The 16946-nt window shown below is 65.1% G+C and carries 14 protein-coding genes; 12 read left to right on the forward strand and 2 right to left on the reverse strand.

Annotated elements, in window-relative coordinates:
• Positions 1-122 precede the first annotated feature (122 nt).
• The 3 genes from BMW72_RS03800 to BMW72_RS03810 all read left to right on the forward strand — a co-directional run bounded on the left by BMW72_RS03800 (position 123) and on the right by BMW72_RS03810 (position 3243).
• Positions 123-1370 (forward strand): MFS transporter, encoded by a 1248-nt coding sequence (locus BMW72_RS03800; protein ID WP_241983944.1) that lies wholly within the window; start codon positions 123-125, stop codon positions 1368-1370.
• Positions 1371-1597: 227 nt separating this feature from the next.
• Complete coding sequence (locus tag BMW72_RS03805; RefSeq protein WP_092107401.1) at positions 1598-2605, forward strand: ring-cleaving dioxygenase; 1008 nt, start codon at positions 1598-1600, stop codon at positions 2603-2605.
• Complete coding sequence (locus tag BMW72_RS03810) at positions 2602-3243, forward strand: alpha/beta hydrolase (protein WP_092107403.1); 642 nt, start codon at positions 2602-2604, stop codon at positions 3241-3243. The genes BMW72_RS03805 and BMW72_RS03810 overlap by 4 nt, the downstream gene beginning before the upstream one ends.
• On the opposite strand, the gene BMW72_RS03815 is transcribed toward BMW72_RS03810, so the two are convergent.
• Positions 3240-3596, reverse strand: a complete 357-nt coding sequence (locus BMW72_RS03815; protein ID WP_241983945.1) for a YrdB family protein — start codon at positions 3594-3596, stop codon at positions 3240-3242. The two genes, BMW72_RS03810 and BMW72_RS03815, sit on opposite strands and share 4 nt — an antisense overlap.
• Positions 3597-3732: 136 nt before the next feature.
• Positions 3733-4593, reverse strand: a complete 861-nt coding sequence (gene purU / locus BMW72_RS03820) for a formyltetrahydrofolate deformylase (RefSeq protein WP_092107405.1) — start codon at positions 4591-4593, stop codon at positions 3733-3735.
• A 197-nt stretch (positions 4594-4790) separates the two neighbouring features.
• Here purU and BMW72_RS03825 point away from each other — a divergent pair, with 197 nt between their 5' ends.
• From BMW72_RS03825 to BMW72_RS03865, 9 genes are all read left to right on the forward strand, one after another.
• Positions 4791-6050, forward strand: coding sequence for an MFS transporter (locus BMW72_RS03825; RefSeq protein WP_092107408.1), 1260 nt, complete (start codon positions 4791-4793; stop codon positions 6048-6050).
• Positions 6051-6110: 60 nt separating this feature from the next.
• Entirely contained in the window at positions 6111-6662 is a 552-nt protein-coding gene (locus BMW72_RS03830; protein ID WP_134361045.1) for an RNA polymerase sigma factor, read from the forward strand.
• The gene (locus BMW72_RS03835) at positions 6659-6889 is read left to right on the forward strand and encodes a hypothetical protein (protein ID WP_092107412.1); all 231 of its coding nucleotides are present in this window, start codon (positions 6659-6661) and stop codon (positions 6887-6889) included. The genes BMW72_RS03830 and BMW72_RS03835 overlap by 4 nt, the downstream gene beginning before the upstream one ends.
• Before the next feature lie 457 nt (positions 6890-7346).
• A complete protein-coding gene (gene pstC / locus BMW72_RS03840; RefSeq protein WP_092107414.1) occupies positions 7347-8375 on the forward strand; it encodes a phosphate ABC transporter permease subunit PstC in 1029 nt (342 codons plus the stop codon).
• Positions 8376-8384: 9 nt separating this feature from the next.
• On the forward strand, positions 8385-9665 hold the full coding sequence (pstA, locus tag BMW72_RS03845) for a phosphate ABC transporter permease PstA (RefSeq protein ID WP_092107416.1): 1281 nt from the start codon (positions 8385-8387) through the stop codon (positions 9663-9665).
• Positions 9662-11341, forward strand: a complete 1680-nt coding sequence (locus BMW72_RS03850; protein ID WP_092107418.1) for a substrate-binding domain-containing protein — start codon at positions 9662-9664, stop codon at positions 11339-11341. Before pstA ends, BMW72_RS03850 begins: the two co-directional genes overlap by 4 nt.
• A complete protein-coding gene (locus tag BMW72_RS03855; RefSeq protein WP_092107420.1) occupies positions 11338-13998 on the forward strand; it encodes a hypothetical protein in 2661 nt (886 codons plus the stop codon). The genes BMW72_RS03850 and BMW72_RS03855 overlap by 4 nt, the downstream gene beginning before the upstream one ends.
• A gap of 169 nt (positions 13999-14167) precedes the next feature.
• On the forward strand, positions 14168-15334 hold the full coding sequence (locus BMW72_RS03860) for a type 2 periplasmic-binding domain-containing protein (RefSeq protein ID WP_134450384.1): 1167 nt from the start codon (positions 14168-14170) through the stop codon (positions 15332-15334).
• A 167-nt stretch (positions 15335-15501) separates the two neighbouring features.
• On the forward strand, positions 15502-16881 hold the full coding sequence (locus BMW72_RS03865) for a WxL domain-containing protein (protein ID WP_092107424.1): 1380 nt from the start codon (positions 15502-15504) through the stop codon (positions 16879-16881).
• Positions 16882-16946: the final 65 nt, after the last annotated feature.

The raw sequence follows: 16946 nt of genomic DNA on the forward strand, positions 1-16946 counted from the left end.
CCCGTCTCTCTCGGGACGGGGCCCGGGCCCCGTCCCCGGGCCCAGCTTAGAAACTGGGCCCATGGTCATAAGGTGGGCCCAGGGCGAACCCGGCGCCCAGCGCGGCAGCCTAGGCTGGAGGGATGCGAGTGGCGGGATGGATGCGGGGGCGGCCCCGGGCATCCGCTGTACGCGAACTGAGCCCAGCTAGCCCGAAGCCCCGACTGAATCGCGACGTAATCGTGCTCGGCGTCATCGCGTTCTTCGTGATGGTCGGGTTCGGTGTCGTCGTTCCGGTGTTGCCGGTGTACGTGCAGAGCTTTGGGGTGGGCAACCTCGAGGTCGGGGCGGTCGTCTCGGCGTTCGCCCTCATGCGCTTCGTGTTCAGCCCCGCCTGCGGACGCCTGATCGACTGGGCCGGGGAACGCACCGTGCTTGCCGTCGGTATCGGCATCGTGGCGCTCTCCAGCGGGCTGGTTGGCGCCGCCGACAGCTACCTGCACCTGTTGCTGCTGCGCGGCGCGGGCGGCATCGGCTCGGCCATGTTCTCGGTTTCGGCGATGACGCTGCTGCTGCGCACGGCCGAGCCGGGCCGTCGGGCGCGCGCGATCGGCTTCTACCAGGGCGGGTTTCTGATCGGCGGCATGGCCGGGCCGGCCATCGGCAGCCTGCTCGCCACGATCTCCCTCACCGCTCCGTTCTTCTTCTATGCCGGCACCCTGACGGTGGCCGGCCTGGTCGGGCTGTTCCTGCTGCGTTCGGGCGGGCGGGGCAGCGCGCTGGCCGGCGCTGACGCATCCGCTGTGCGTACGCCGTTTCGCACCGTGCTGCGCGACGAGCGTTTTCGCGCGGCCTGCCTGGCCAACTTCGCCCAGGGCTGGACCTCCCTCGGCGTGCGCACGACACTCATTCCGCTGTTCGTGGTCGTGGTGCTCGGCGGCACGAGCTCGTGGACCGGCATCGCCCTCGCCGCGGCGGCAGTGGCGCAGGCGCTTGCACTGGCGCCGGCCGCCCGGTTCGTCGATACCGTCGGGCGTAAACCGGCCATCATCGGGGCTTTCGCCGTGGCCGGGCTCACCATCGTGGCCATCTCCTTCGCGCCGAACATTTGGGTGCTCGGCGGCCTGCTCTGCGTCTACGGGGTCGCCGCGGCGTTCATGGGCACCGCTCCGGCCGCCGCGGTGGGCGATGCCGCCGGTGCCCGCGGGGGCCGCCCGGTGTCGGTGTTCTCGATGTGCGCGGATGCCGGTGCCATCGTCGGTCCGCTGGTGGCCGGCCTGCTCGTCGACACCTTCTCGTTCTCGGCCGGGTTCGCCGTCGGCGGGGTGTTTCTGCTCGTTGCGGCCGCCTACGCACTGCGGATGCCGTCGGAGCGGCGCGTCGGCGCCTGAGCCGGGCCGGCCGCGCAGGTGTGGCCGCGCTCGCGTGGCTAATTCAGGAAAGATCGGCGGTGCCCACTGAACTTCCGCATGATGACGGGACCTCGCCGGGCATCTGGGGCCGATTTCCTGAATTAGCCACGTGGGAACGCTCTGGCGTGGCAAGAATGGGGAATGAAATCCTAGATACATGCGTTTGCATAAATATCGAACGATTGATTCGCTAAGGAGAAGACCTCATGACCGTGAAGACCAGCGGACTGCACCACGTCACCGCCATTGCGGGCGCCCCGCAACGCAACATCGACTTCTACGTGACCGGCCTCGGCTTGCGCCTGGTCAAGAGAACCGTCAATTTCGACGACCCGGGCACCTACCACCTCTACTACGGTGACGATTCCGGCCGCCCAGGCTCGCTCCTCACCTTCTTTCCGTGGACCGGAATTCGCAGCGGACGCATCGGCGCCGGCCAGTCGACGACCACCGCGTTCTCGGTTCCGGCCGGCAGCCTCGGCTGGTGGAAGGACCACTTTGCCACAATCGGCGTGGAATCAGCGATCACCGGCCGCTCCTCGCACGAGGAACGCCTCTCGCTGCGCGACCCCGATGGGCTGCAGATCGATCTCGTGGCGTCGTCGACGGTGGATCCGCGCAATCCCTGGGATTCCGCATCCGTTCCCGCCGAGTTCGCGGTGCGCGGGCAGCACTCCTCGGTGCTCTCCGTGCGTGACCCGGCGACGACCGTGCAGGTGCTCACCGCCGATCTCGGCATGCACGTCATCTCCGAAACTGACGGTCGCATTCGCGTCGGTGCCGGCGATGGTGCCGCCGGCAACCTCGTGGACGTGCTCGCCGATCCCACCGGCGAACAGGGACTGACCGCCGGCGGCTCGGTGCATCACGTAGCGTTCCGGGTGCCCGACCGTGCCACCCAGCAAGTCTGGCGTGAGCAGCTCGTTGACCGCGGTTACGGTGTGACGGCCATCCTCGACCGCGACTATTTCACCTCGATCTACTTTCGTGAACCCGGCGGTGTGCTGTTCGAAATCGCCACCGACACCCCCGGATTCGACATCGACGAGCCGCTGCTCGAACTCGGCCGGTCGCTCAAGCTTCCGCCGTGGCTCGAGCCCAGCCGCGAGGCCATCGAGAATTCGGTCGTGCCGCTGAGCGTGCCCGCCGAGAACAACCCTGGTTTGGCGGATGCCGCGGCGCCGGTCGCCGCTGCCGCCTCGGTCACCGAATGAGCGCCGCGCAGGCCGAATGGCCGCACCTGTTTCGGCCCGGTTCCGTCGACGCGCCCGTGCTGCTCATGCTGCACGGAACCGGAGGCGACGAGCAGCAGATCAGCGGACTGGCCGCTGCGCTCGACCCCAGAGCCGCCGTGCTCGCCCCGCGCGGAGGGGTAGTCGAAAACGGCATGAATCGTTGGTTCCGACGCCTGTCGGAGGGGGTTTTCGATACCGACGACGTGGCTCGCCGGGCCGACGACCTCGCCGGATTCCTGGTCTGGGCGCGTGAGTACTACGAGTTGGGCGATCGCCCGCTGGTCGCCGTCGGATTCTCAAACGGCGCCAACATCGCCCTCGCCCTGGCGCTGCTGCGCCCCGAGATGGTGCCACGCGTGATCGCGTTCTCCGGAATGCATCCGCTCGACGGTCTGCCGGTGGGAGGCTCGGGCGCGCGGGTCACGACGAGCGGCCTGGCGGCATCCGTTCTGCTGCTGCTGAACGGTGACAGTGACCCGATGGCGCCGCTGTCGAGTGTGCACCGGCTCGTCAGCTTGCTCGAAGCGCGCGGTGCGACGGTGGAGCAGGTGTTGCGGCCCGGTGGGCACGGCATCGCCGACTCCGATGTCGCCGCCGCCCTGAGGTGGTTGGCCTAGCGGAGCTCTTTGCGCCCCGAGATGACGCCGCTGACCGTGGCGACGACGGCGAAGATCACGGTGATGATGGGAAAGCCAAGGTCCCACCAGGCGATCGCGGCCGAGCCGAAGATGGCGATCTCGATGAAGGCCTTACCGAACGCGTCGAGGCGGAAAACGGCCTTCGGCGACCGGAACAGTGCCCAGATCAGAATGGCGAAGGCGGGGGTGGCCAAGCCGACCAGCACGCCGGGCCAGGGGAGCGGCCAGGCGAGGAAGCCCCAGATTCCAAGGCTGATGAAGGCGAAGAGTTCGAGCACGAACCGGAGCATGTCGTTGGGGCCGATTTTCGGCAGTTCGCGCGTATCTGTCACCCGTCAATCTTAGCGAGGCGTCGCACCCCTGCTTTCCGGGCTGACGTTCCTTGCCGCACTGCGGACGGGGCCCAGGCCCGGGCCCCGGGCCCAGTTTATAAGCTGGGCCCACGGACGGGGCCTGGGCCCCGTCCGACTATTTGAAGATGATCGTGCGGGCCCCGTCGAGCAGCACCCGGTTCTCGGCGAACCACTTCACCGCCTGGGTGAGTGTGCGACTCTCCTCGTCCTGCCCGATCGACACGAGCTCCGCCGGGGTGCGCGAGTGGTCGACCCGCACCACGTTCTGCTCAATGATGGGCCCCTCGTCGAGGTTGCTGGTCACGAAGTGCGCCGTCGCCCCGATGAGCTTCACGCCGCGCGCGTGCGCCTGGCGGTAGGGGTTGGCGCCCTTGAACCCCGGCAGGAACGAATGGTGAATGTTGATCGCTCGCCCGTTCAGTTTCGCGCAGAGTTCGGGCGACAGAATCTGCATATAGCGGGCGAGCACGACCAATTCAATGTCGAGCTCGTCGACCGCCTCGAGCACGCGGGCCTCGAAGTCGGCCTTGCTGGCGGCATCCGTTATGGGCAGCGATTCGAACGGCACCCCGTAGAACCCCACGAGGTCGCGCAGCGTGCCGTGGTTGCTCAGCACGAGCGGAATCTCCACCGGAATCTGTCCGCCGCGCTGCCGGAACAGCAGGTCGTTCACGCAGTGTCCGGCCGACGAGGCGAGCACGAGCGTGCGCAACGGACGCCCGACGACGTCGATGATCGACGCCATCGCGTAGCGCTCGATTACTGGCGCGAGCGCGGCCTCGAGCTCGGGCCGGGTGGCGGGCGACTGCACCTGCAGTCGCATGAAGAAGCGTCCGGTGTCGTCGCTGGAGAACTGCTGGCTCTCCGAGATGTTGCCGTGCGCCTGCACGATCGCACCGCTGACGGCGTGCACGATGCCGGGCTGGTCGGCACAGACCAGCGTGATTACCCAGTGATGCGGGGTCGAAGAAGTCATTGGCTCAGAATACCCGGCACGAGAGCGGATGCCGCGGTCCTCCCGGTTGCCGCATCACCCTGTTTGGGTAGACTACGTGTTGGTCGCACTGAACAAGTCGGCCCCGGGCGCGCACGTCGGCGCGTAGTCGTGCGGCTTCGATCTCGGTGTGAATGGTCCCACCGGTCGTCCCCGACTTACCAGCTTCGAATGCAGCCATGACCAACACCGCCAATATCTTTCTGCCGACCGGGTCTCTCCCGGCCGTGTCCGACGCGAAGAATGGATTCCCGACTCCGTTCCCCTGGGTCGGGCTGATCACCCTCTCCGCCGCCGTTTTTCTCTCGGTCACGAGCGAAATGCTGCCGACCGGCCTGCTCCCCGAAATGAGCCGCAGCCTGAATGTGGCGCAGTCCCAGATCGGGCTGCTGGTCTCCTGGTTCGCGTTCACGGTCGTGCTCACGAGCGCGCCGGTGGCCATCTGGACCCGCCGCTTTCCCCGGCACGGCCTGATTATCGTCGTGCTGGTCATTTTTGCCGTGAGCAATATTCTCACCGCGATCGCGCCGACCTACGAGCTCGTCGTCGCGGCGCGGGTGCTCGGCGGCGTCGCGCACGGGCTGTTCTGGTCGGTGGTCGGTGCTTATGCCGGGCATCTCGTGCCGAAAGCCCAGATCGGTCGCGCCGTCTCCATCACGGTCGCCGGCGGCACGCTCGCCTTCGTCTTCGGGGTGCCGCTCGGCACAGCGGGCGGGCACCTGCTCGGCTGGCGGCTCTCCTTCGTCGTGCTCGCCGGGCTGATGCTCGTCGGAGCGGTTCTGGTCTGGAAATTTCTGCCACCGGTGGCGCGGTATTCGACCGGCGCACCGGCATCCGCTGCCGCAGCCACGACGCGACCGCCGCGCGACGCGACAGTGCCGGCGGTCGTTCTGATCTGCATCATCACCGGCATCACCATGATCGGCCACTACAGTTTTTACACCTACATCACGCCCTTTCTGCTCGATGGGCTCGGCGTCGACCTGGGTCTTGTCGCCCCGCTGCTCTTCGTCTACGGCGTGGCCGGCGCGGTCGGACTGCTGCTGGTCGGAACGGTTTTCGGCACGCGCCCGAGCCTCGGCCTGATTCTGGGCCTGGCCATCAGCGCCCTGAGCGTGACCATCCTGGCGATGTTCACGGCGACCCTACCCATCGCGCTCGCCGCCTTCGTGCTCTGGGGGATGGCGTTCGGCACGCTCCCCCCGCTCCTGCAGACGCGGATGCTGCACGCCGCGTCACCCCGCATTCGCGACACCGCCTCCGCCTTCTACACCACCGCGTTCAACGCCGGAATCGGCGGCGGCGCCCTCCTCGGCGCGATGCTGATCGACAGCGTCGGGCTTGAAACGGTGCCGATTGTCTACGTTGGAGTGCTGGTCGTTGCGCTCGCGCTGGTGCTCGTCACCGACCGTATGACCCGCCGTCGGGCTGCCGCCTGACGGCTACGGTTTTCACTAGACACAGTCTGTCGGACTGCGCGGTGCGGTATAGTCCCCGTGATGGACGCGACGGGGGATCAGCGTCTCGTCGCTGCCGCTTCACGTGGTGACGAGCGGGCTTTCGGTGACCTTTACGACCTCTACGTCGAGGCGGTGTTCCTTCAAGCCGCTCACGAGCTCGGTAGTGAGGACGACGCTGAAGATGTGACCCAGGAAGTTTTCGCGATTGCGTGGCGAAAGCTCCCGAAGATTCGAATGGTGAACGGGTCGATTTTGCCGTGGCTGCTTATGACGTGTCGAAATGTGACCGCCAACAGACTGCGTTCCGCCAGCCGTCGGCCAGTCACCACGGATTTTGACGATCAAGGACCTAATGTTCTTGAAGCAGAGTTACTCGATGCACGTCTGGACTCGCGAATGCTGATGGACCGAGTTGAGGAGGAGGTGGTATCGATGCCGTTTTTGGATCAGCAGGTTTACCACGCCATCATCAGCCAAGGAGCCTCATACGACGAGACGTCTCGCGCCCTCGATATCTCGATACCTTCGGTGCGCAAACGATTGAATCGAGTGCGTTCGCGGCTGAAAGGCAAGTTGGGCGGCGCACGGTGAACGAGCCGCAGCTATCGCCCGAGCGCCGCGCGGCGATGCGCAAGCAGGTGTTGGAATATGTCGACCACCACAAGCGCAGACGCACGCGCCGTGCCCTGGCCGGCATCGGCGTGGTCGCGACCGTCTCGCTCGGCCTGGCGGTCGTGGTCCTTATCGCTACCCAGGGAAGTACCGGGCGAGTGGGTGTCGTGTTGCACGACGCCCAGCACGCACGCAGCGCACTCTGACGGTGCGGCGCAACACCGACATCGTCACCGGTCGCCGCGACGACGCGCTTGAGTGACGCTCAGCTCCCTGGCAGGCAGGCGTGAATACTGCGCCTTGGCCCGCGGTCCAGTCGCGATCCGCAACTCGCATTCCATCCCTATATGTCCGCTGCGAAACAATCGTTACCCCTCCTCCGAAGTGTTCATTATGTGTCTGCCAAAGTGCAGTTGACAGTTACCCAAATCTTCGGCGTGAGACAGATTTGGCCATGAGCCTGGCGGCCATACTGGCTAGCGGGGCGTAAACCGGTCAGTAAAGATCCGTGATTTCGTGCCCCGAGAGCGCCGACCGATCGCGGTCGGCGGGTGCCGAGGGGGAACTGATAATGATCACGCGGAACACGCCGCACAGCGCGATTCTGGAGTACAGCCAGATTCCACTGATAGCAGGCCTTCCCCCTCTTCACGGCTTCGACGCATGAGCGGCCCCAACATTCTTGAGGCGCTTGACGTCTCCGACGGCTCACGTCCCCAAGACGATAGCCCGCGGCAGCTAACCACGGTGCGTGGCCCGTCCGACACTGTTTTCCGCGTCGCGGCGCACGGTGGTGGCGTGCTGGTGCTGTCGATCATGACGCTCGTCGGGCTCTTCCTCGCGGTCAGGGGCGCGGAAGCGATTGCATCGGCCGGGCCGTCGTTCCTCACCGAGCAGGACTGGGAACCCAACTCCGGCCGTTTCGGCATTGCCGCTGTACTGTTTGGCACCGTGGCGATTGCGCTGATCGCGATCGTCGTCGCCCTGCCGCTCGCGGTCGGTACCGCGACGTATATTTCTGAGTACGCCCCGTTGGGGCTGAGGCCGCTGCTGGTGGGTATCGTCGATTTGATGGCCGCAATCCCCTCTGTGGTTTATGGCCTCTGGGGTATGTTCTGGCTCGAAGGGGCGATCCTGCCGGTCGCCCAATGGATTTCGACCTACTTCGGGTGGATTCCGATCTTCAACGTTCCCAACTTCAATCCAGGGGACCCCCTCGCGACACCGACGGTGTTCACCGCCAGCGCCTTCCTGGCTGGCTTAGTGGTAGCGATGATGGTCGCCCCGGTAGCCGCGTCGATCATGCGTGAGGTCTTCGCGCAGGCTCCGATCGGCGAGCGTGAGGGTGCTCTGGCTCTGGGGTCGACCAAGTGGGGGATGATCCGCTCGGTGGTTTACCCCTTCGGTATGGGCGGCATGATCGGTGGTGCCATGCTCGGCCTCGGTCGGGCGCTCGGGGAGACGATCGCGGTCTACCTTGTCATCTCGCCCGTCTTCGTCATCCAGCCGCACATTCTGCAGACCGGCAGCAACTCGATCTCCTCACTGATCGCATTGCGCTATGGGGAGGCGTCGCCGTTTGAGCTGTCTGCTCTGATGGCGGCCGGGCTGGTCTTGTTCCTCATCACGATGCTGGTCAACTTCGGTGCCGGCATCATCATCCAACGTTCCCGTTCCGGCGCGGCAAGCTGAGAGACCCCGATGACAATCACTGATACTCCTCGCGCGCAGCGGCGTGCGCAAAGACCCGGACGCATCACCCGCACGGCGGTCCCGGGCCGTGATGGTCGCAGCAGCCATCCCACCCGCCCCGAGACGCGGCGAAACCTCGCGCGGATCCGCCGCGACGACGTGTTGCGCGTTGTTGGCGCAGCGGCCGCAGCCGTCGCCGGCACCGCCTGGTTGTTTGCTCAGGTTTTTCCCTTCGAGGGACCGCTCACGTTCGTCGTGATCGCCTACCTGCTCTTCGTCGGGTTCTTCGTGGTGCTGATCAGCTTCGACGACAACCGGGTGACGGTGATTGACCGAGTCGCCGCGGTGGTCATGCATTCCCTCGCGGTGGTTCTGATTTTGGCGCTTGCCGTGGTGATCGTCTTCACTCTCGGTCGCGGCTCCGAGGCCTTTCTCAATTGGAACTTCTGGGTTCAGGACCTGTCTTTGGCTGGCCCGCTCGACCCGATGACCGTCGGCGGCATGGCGCATGCGGCCATTGGCACCCTGATCATGATCTCGATCTCACTCGCTATCGCGATTCCGCTCGGGCTTCTCTGCGCGGTGTTCCTCGCTGAGTTTCCGAGTCCTTTCGCCCGCATCGTGCGCACCGTGGTTGAGGCGATGACGGCGCTGCCGTCCATCGTGTGCGGCCTCTTTATCTACGCCACCTACATCCTGTTGTTCGGCTTCGACAAATCGGGATTCGCGGCGAGCCTGGCAATCACGATCATGATCCTGCCGATCATTATCCGCTCGGCCGACGTCGTACTGCGCCTGGTGCCCGGCACGCTGAAGGAAGCGTCGCTGGCACTGGGCACCAGCCAGTGGCGCACGATCTGGCACGTGGTGCTGCCCACCAGCAAGTCCGGTCTGATGACCGCGATCATCCTCGGCACTGCCCGCGGCATCGGAGAGACCTCGCCGGTGCTGCTGACCGCCGGCTACACCACCTATTACAACCTCAACCCATTTTCCGGGCCGATGGTGTCTTTGCCTTTCGCCACCTTCACGCTGGTGAAGTCGCCCGAGCCTTCGCAGATCGCGCGAGGTTTCGGTGCCGCGGCGGTGTTGATGGTGCTGGTGTTTGTGTTGTTCCTTGTCGCCCGCATCATCGGCGGAAAGGGAGCAGGCGTGCTCTCTCCCGGGGGGCAGGCGCGAGCTCGCGCCGCTTCGCTGCGCGACGCCGTTCGATTCGACCAGCGCGTGCCGACGACACCCGATCGGCTTGACGTTCCAGCAATTCCCGACGACCAGGAGGTCACCCGATGAGCCTGCAGAGAATCCCACGTTGGGGTGTGGCGCGCGTGACCGTCGCGTTGCTTGGCCTCGCCCTGATCGCCTTTGGCGTCTTTGGAGCCGCCGGTGCTCTACCCGCCTACGCCGTCGGAACGGTGCATTCGCCGATCGTAGGCTCAGGCTCCACCTGGTCGGCCAATGCGCTGCAGGCGTGGATTCGTAACGTGTGGGCTAACTACCAGTGGAAGATCACCTACTCCGAGTCCGGCTCGACTCAGGGTCGAAACGATTTCGCGAACGGCACCTCCGACTTCGGCGTCTCGGAGATTCCGTACGCCATCGCCAACAGCAATGAGGCGGATATTCGCCCCAGTCGCGAATTCGCGTACATGCCGATCGTCGCCGGCGGCACCGCATTCATGTACAACCTCGAAATTGGTGGTAAGCGGGTAACCAACCTGCGACTGTCGGGCGATACCATCGCGAAGATCTTCACCGGCGTGATCACTCGTTGGGACGACCCCCAGGTGAAAGTCGACAATCCCGCCCTCGTACTCCCTTCCATCCCGATCGTTCCGGTGGTGCGTTCTGACGGTTCCGGCGCCACCGCGCAGGTGTCGATCTGGCTTCGACAAGAACATGCGGGCCTGTGGGATGCGTACTGCCCGAAGGTTGGGCGTCCCCTGGTGAATGATCATTGCGGCGTCACGAGCAACTACCCGGTCATTCCCGGTTCCGGATTCGTCGCCCGATCCGGATCCAACGGTGTCGCCGGCTACGTGGCACTCCCGCATGCCGTGGGGGCGATCACCTTCGTCGAGTACTCTTACGCCCTGAACTCGGGCTACCCCGTCGCCAAGGTGCTCAACGGTGCCGGCTACTACACCGAGCCGACCGCTCAGAATGTTGCCGTTGGACTGCTCAGTGCTCAAATCAACGAAGACACCGCCTCACCCGAGTACCTCACCCAAGACCTCACCAACGTCTACACATCTGCTGACCCGCGCACGTATTCCCTCTCTTCGTACTCGTACAGCATCCTGCCTACAGCGCTGGGAGGCAGCTTCACCGAGAACAAGGGCTTGACCCTGGCGGATTTCGGCGCCTATTTTCTTTGTGAGGGCCAGCAGAGCGCCGAAGTGCTCGGTTACTCGCCGCTGCCGATCAACCTCGTGCAGGCCGGGCAGAAGCAACTGCAGAAGGTGCCGGGCGGTAACCCCGTGATCAAGGGCATCACCGACTGCAACAACCCCACTTTCTCGCCGGACGGTTCAAACAAGCTGGCGAACGAGGCACCGTACCCGGCCGATTGCGACAAGCAGGGTCCAACCCAGTGCACCACCGGTACGGGGGGCGCCAAGGACACGCCCACCGGCGCGGGAGCTGCAACGGGCCCGGGAGCGGCAACTGCCGCCGGCGATGAAACGGGGGCAGGTGGTGGGCCGGCAGCAGGTGACGGCCAGCAAGCGGCCGGCAGCGAGGGGGTGCTGGATGCGGAGACGGCGCCGGTCATCGTGGCTGCATCCCCGCAGTCCATCCCCGTGGCAGCGGTAAGCCTGCTGCCGTCATTGGCCATGGCTGGTTTCGGCGGCGGCCTGTTCGCCTTCTCGGCGATACCACCGATCTTGGGCAAACGGGGTCGCACGAGCCTGCTGCCCGATCCTACTGACGGTATTACGGACACATCGAGAGGACTGACACGCTCATGACTACCGCTTCAGCTCAGCACCCTTCGACCCGCAAGCGCCTCGCGCAGGCGGTGAGCCTCGTCACTGTAGCCCTGCTTGCCGGGGGTGTCATGTCGGTGAACGCAGCATCATCCGCCCAAGCCGTGGAAGATGATTCGTCCGTGACGGTGAAGTGGGCCGGCGGCAACAGCGCCGATCTACAGCAGTACCAGGTGGACCATGCCGGGCGGCTCAGCGACGCAACGGGCAACGACGCCGGCTCCGGCCATTGGGACGACTTCAAAAACCTCCAAATCACCGTCTCGCAGACCGCCGGCCTCAGCGACGGCGCCATCACCGTCTCGGCGTCGGGCATGGCCCCCACCAGGAATCAGAGGTGGGACGGAAGTGCGAGCAACTACCTGCAGCTCATGCAGTGTTGGGGCCCCGACCCGCTTGCCGACGACTTCGCAGAAACCTGCCAATACGGCGGCTGGGATCCGGGCACCGGCGGCAACGGCAATACGGATCTTATGCAGACAATGATCGGCGGTGATACGTACAACCGTGGCTGGCGCGGCGCACAGGGGACGCTTCCGTTTCGTTCGGTCAGCGGTGAGGTGAGCGAACCGTACACGGTGGAATATGCCAATGCTGTGATCAAATACAACGGGCTCGGGACGTTCTTTAATGCCAACACGTCAAACGAGGTGCCGTTTCTGCCCATCGATACCGACGGTCATGCCAGTACGGCCTTCGGGGTGCAGTCGGCGGCAGCGGCGCCCCACCTTGGCTGCGGCAACCCGGCATCCGCCGCTGCAGAGCGGTGTTGGCTTGTGGCGGTACCCCGCGGAGTACACTCCGGCGGGATCGAGGGGAAGCCCGCCACAGATTGCATGTCAGCCGTCTATGGCGGCCTGCCCTACGGCGCCGCAAATGACCAGCAGGTGGGATCGCCGGTTACGCCGTACTGTTCTTTCTTCGACGACCGGATCGTGATCCCCCTGGACTTCTTGGACCCCTCCGGGTCGTGTCCGGCCGGTGCCGCAGAACGCCGCCTGGTTGGCAGTGACACGGTTACCCTGGCGATCAGTGCCTGGCAGCCGGCGCTCTGCGCTGCCGACGGTGGTGCCACCTACAGCCTCAGCACGAACTCCGGCAACGTGAACCGCTCGCAGTTGCTCACCGGTCAGGCCGATATGGCCCTGGTGTCGTCCCCCGTCAGCGCATCCAGTATCGGGCTGACCGATCCTGCCCTCGTTGAGGCGGCCGATGTGCAGTACGGACCCATCGCCAACACCGGGCTGGTCTTTGGCTTCGTCATCGCTAACGGAACCACCCAGTACACCGACGTGAAGCTGACGCCCCGGCTGCTCGCCAAACTGCTCACCGCGTCGTACTGGAGGGACAAACCTTTCTTCGAGGGGAAATTTTCTGAGACCCAGTCTCTTTCCAGGGAGCTGTCCGTTGCGCAGGTGCTGCCAGAGGACCCGGAGTGGGCCGCCCTCGGCAACCCGGTCGAGTTCAGCAACAATAATGGGCAGGCCTTCGTCGTTGTCGGGCCGCAGGGTGACGACGCGGTGCAAGCGCTCTGGTCGTATATCCAGGCCGATGCCGACGCGCGCGCCTTCCTGGCGGGCGAACCTGACCCCTGGGGCGGAGTCGTGAACCCCTACTTCCTGCCGGCGGACCACGCCAACGCCGTCGGCGGCGGGCTTCCCTTCAATCTTGCGACCGATCCCATCGACACCTTCCTCAAGGCCGACCAGTCGATCACCCCGAGTAAAGAAATGGCCGACGATCAATTCAAAGGTAACCAGCTCGACAGTGTTGCCGCGTTCCCGTATTCCACCAGCTTCACCTCGAACGCATCCCGCATCTTTAGCATCGACACCAGGGCCACTTACAGTTGGGACCCGTCGAAACCCGTGGGCGCATTGGGTAACGGTGCGTTCGTCCCCGCGCAGCCGGGTTCAGCGGCAAGTCAGAAGTTCATCATGGGGCCGACCACGGCTGCGTCGGCGGCGCGCTTTAGCCTGGGCACGGCGAGCCTGCCACTGCCCTTAGCCGAACTGACCAGCGAAAAAACGGTAGCCAGCGCGCGTTCCTTCGCCCGGCCGAGCACCGAATCGATGCAGAGTGCGGCGGCCGGCGCGAGTGTGGACGCTGAAACCGGATTCGCCCAGATCGACCCTGCCACCCTCACAGACGGCGCGTATCCGCTCACCCTTGCGGTGAACGCCGCCGCGAACCTGGCGTCGACCTCGTTGGACGCGACGGCACGCACCGAGTATGCGAAGTTGCTGCGCTACGCCGCCGCTGACGGCAACACGGTTGGAACCGGGGTGGGGCAGCTGCCGCCGGGCTTTGCGCCCCTCACCCAGGCCCAGACGGCCGCGACCCTTCGATTCGCCGATGCTCTGGTTGCGCCCCCGACGCTTCCGACGAACCCGGTGACCGACGTTGCCCTGCCCGCGCCGGTGGCGGGAACGACGGGTGTGTCCGTCGTGGGCGCGTCGCCGGAGGCTGCCGCACTGACTCAGGTTCAGGTGACGCAGACGCCGGTGCAGCTCACGGCCGCCAACACCGAGCTCACCTCGTCGGCTGCGCAGGGCGCGCTCGGTATCAGCCTGCTGATCGGTATCGGCGGCCTCGCCGCGGCACCGTTTTTGCTGCGCAGGAGACGGGCCAGCGTATGACCTCGACCCGAGACGCTATCAGGCGTCTCCCACAGCTACTCGATCCGCTGACGTTTCCCGGCTGAACGAGGAAGCCCCTCACCAGTCTCGCACAAGCAGGTGAGGGGCCGAGCCCATCAGGGCCAATGATACAAGGGGGAACAATATCAGAAGGTATGAGCTAATGCAAATGAAGAAGAACTGGCGTCTTGGCGCCATCGCCGCCGCTGCCGCGGTAGCCACCATATTCACAGGCTCGTCCGCAGCCTTTGCGGATCCCAGCGGTGCTCCGACCTACCGTGCGCTCAGCGGCGTGGGATCGGACACCACTCAAGACCTGAACAACGGTCTCTCCTCGGCCATGCTCTCGGAACAAACCCGTGTCGCAGGTTCGTATAACGCGACGAACCCCACTACCGGCGCTATCCACGACCTGATCAACACACGCACCGGCGGGCCGAGCTTTGAACGACCGAACGGTTCGAGTGAGGGTGTCAACGCGCTGAAGGCCGCGAAGACAGGTACGGCATGGCGCGGTGTCACGCTGAGCGACGCAGACCTCCAGTTTGCCCGCTCGTCCAGTGCCGCATCCCAGTGGGTACCTGGTGGAACGTACTCCTACATTCCGCTGGCCCTCGACGCGGTGAGCTTTGCCGTGCACTCGAGCAACACGACGATTCCGCACGACCTTACCCAGGCCCAGCTGACGGCGATCTACAGTGCTGACAACGGGGCCAACGTGACCATCAACGGAACCAGCTACAAGGTGGGCACTGAGGGAACGGCCGGCGTTCAGATCACTCCGTTCATCCCCCAATTGGGATCGGGTACGCGCAGCTTCTGGCAGTCGCAGCTTGCACCGACTGGTTTTGGTTCCGCAGTCGATGACGCCTACACCGGCGGCGGCGTGCAGGAGCACGACGGTAGCGTGCTGGCCGCGCTCCCGACGACGGCGATAGTGCCGTTCTCGATCGCCCAGTGGGTCGCTCAGAACAACAAGGCCACCATCGAGTCGCAGTACGCCGGAGTGAGCATCACCGACCGTCGCCATGGCGCAATCCTCGGCACAATCGGTGGAATTGCGCCCACGACCGGCACCGCGCCGGTCGCGCTCAACACCATGTTCCCGATAGCACGCCCGGTCTTCACCGTCGTCAAGAACGCAGAGCTGGCCACGAACGCGCAGCTTGCCGCCGCCTTCAGCGGAGCATCCGCTCAGGCATACACGACGAACCGGCCTGGCCCGTCGACCGCGCTCGTCATCACCGACTTCGGGTTCGGCAGCCTGGCGGGCGGCGTCTCTATTGATGGGGTGACCTATACCGCCGGCGACACCGCGTCGTTCCGCGCTAACTAGATACCCGTAGCACCGGGGCTGGGGCGGCCGTTTTCAGCGGCCGCCCCAGCTTTGAGCAGTGACGTACGCCATCAATTGTGAAAGACTTTTCCGCCCCGATTTCGAGCGGGATTCATCCGAAACCGCTTTCCCACCGCACAATGCGTCTACAACCAGAGAGATAAACAATGAAGGCATCCCGAACGGCGGCCGGTCGACAAGCGACCGGCGCGTCAATCGTCATGACAATCGTGCTCGCGCTCCTCGCGGGCGCGCCGACGGCAGCCCATGGAGCAGACGTGGTCCTCGACCCGACGCTGCAGATCACCGACGCACCCCTCGTTTTCACTCCTGCGAGTCGAACGGGCGATTTTTTCGCGTCGAAAACATCTGCGCTTGTGTTAGGCCCGGACGTGATCTCGAACGAATTGGCCAATTGTCCCGTCGGCTACCGAAGCTCGTCACGCTCCCTCGTCATCGCTCCCGACGGCACAGTATCGTCAGCTGCGGAGTGGGTACGCACTCCGCCAGGTAATTATTATGGTCTGAACGAGACCGCGGGCGAGTACATCTACTTGGACGGCATGGCCGCCGTCCGTTGGAACGAGGTCACGTTTCAGACCGGCCTCAACCGGTTCATCGTGACGTGCGATCCCGCGCTTCGAACCATGACCGACTCGTTCGCTGATTCGAAGTACTTTCTCGTTACCCTTGACGTGAACGTCGCAGCGAAATCGTGGACGGTAGTTGCCAATCCGGTGAATGAGGCGAAGCTCACTCCGTCGATCGCTTTCACAAAAACCACCGCCAACGCTGACGGCTCGGTCACTTTGACGTCCACCGTCTCCGCTGGCGCGGGTGTGGCGACCGACGCCACCGGTGTTGTATCCATCTCCGGCAACTACTCCGGGCTGGCCACACCGGTCAGCGGCGAGGCGGCAGTTTCGGCCGGGGTGGCCACCTGGAGAACACCGGTGCTTGACGCAGACCGGACATATACCTTCACGGCTGGCTACACGGCGAAGGGCGACACGAAATACACCGACTCCGCCGTCAACGCGACGACGACGGTCACCACCGTCGCCGGGCCGACACCGCCGCAGAACACCGCCATCACCGTCACGATCCCGGCGTCTGCTACCGGATTGAAGTTCACGATGACTCCGGGTGCTGTGGCCCTCAACCAGGCCGCCCTCGACGGCACCTCGTATGTGGCCACCGGATCGCTGGGCCAAGTCACCGTCTCTGACAACCGCCGGGCCCGCACCGCGTGGACCCTCAGCGGCAACTCGACCAACTTCGTCAACACCGCCGACGCCACGCAGACCATCGCAGCGACCAGCCTCGGCTGGAAGCCGGCCCTGGTCGGTGCAACCAATGCCGGCACGGCCGGCATCGAGGTCATCGCCGGAGCCTCCGGCGGACTGTCGGCCAGCACCCCCCTCGCCCAGGCTGCGGCCGGCGTCAGCACCGCGGACACCACCATCAATGCCGGCATCACGCTGAAAGCTCCAGCCGACTCGGCAGCTGGCGTGTACAGCGCAACACTCACTCTCACCCTCATCTAGGCACCACCTGTTTGGCCGCATCCCGCTGACTTCGGTGGGCAGGATGCGGCACCGGGGCCGCGCCT

The organism is Cryobacterium luteum (assembly GCF_900110125.1).
In the GTDB taxonomy this organism is placed as follows: domain Bacteria; phylum Actinomycetota; class Actinomycetes; order Actinomycetales; family Microbacteriaceae; genus Cryobacterium; species Cryobacterium luteum.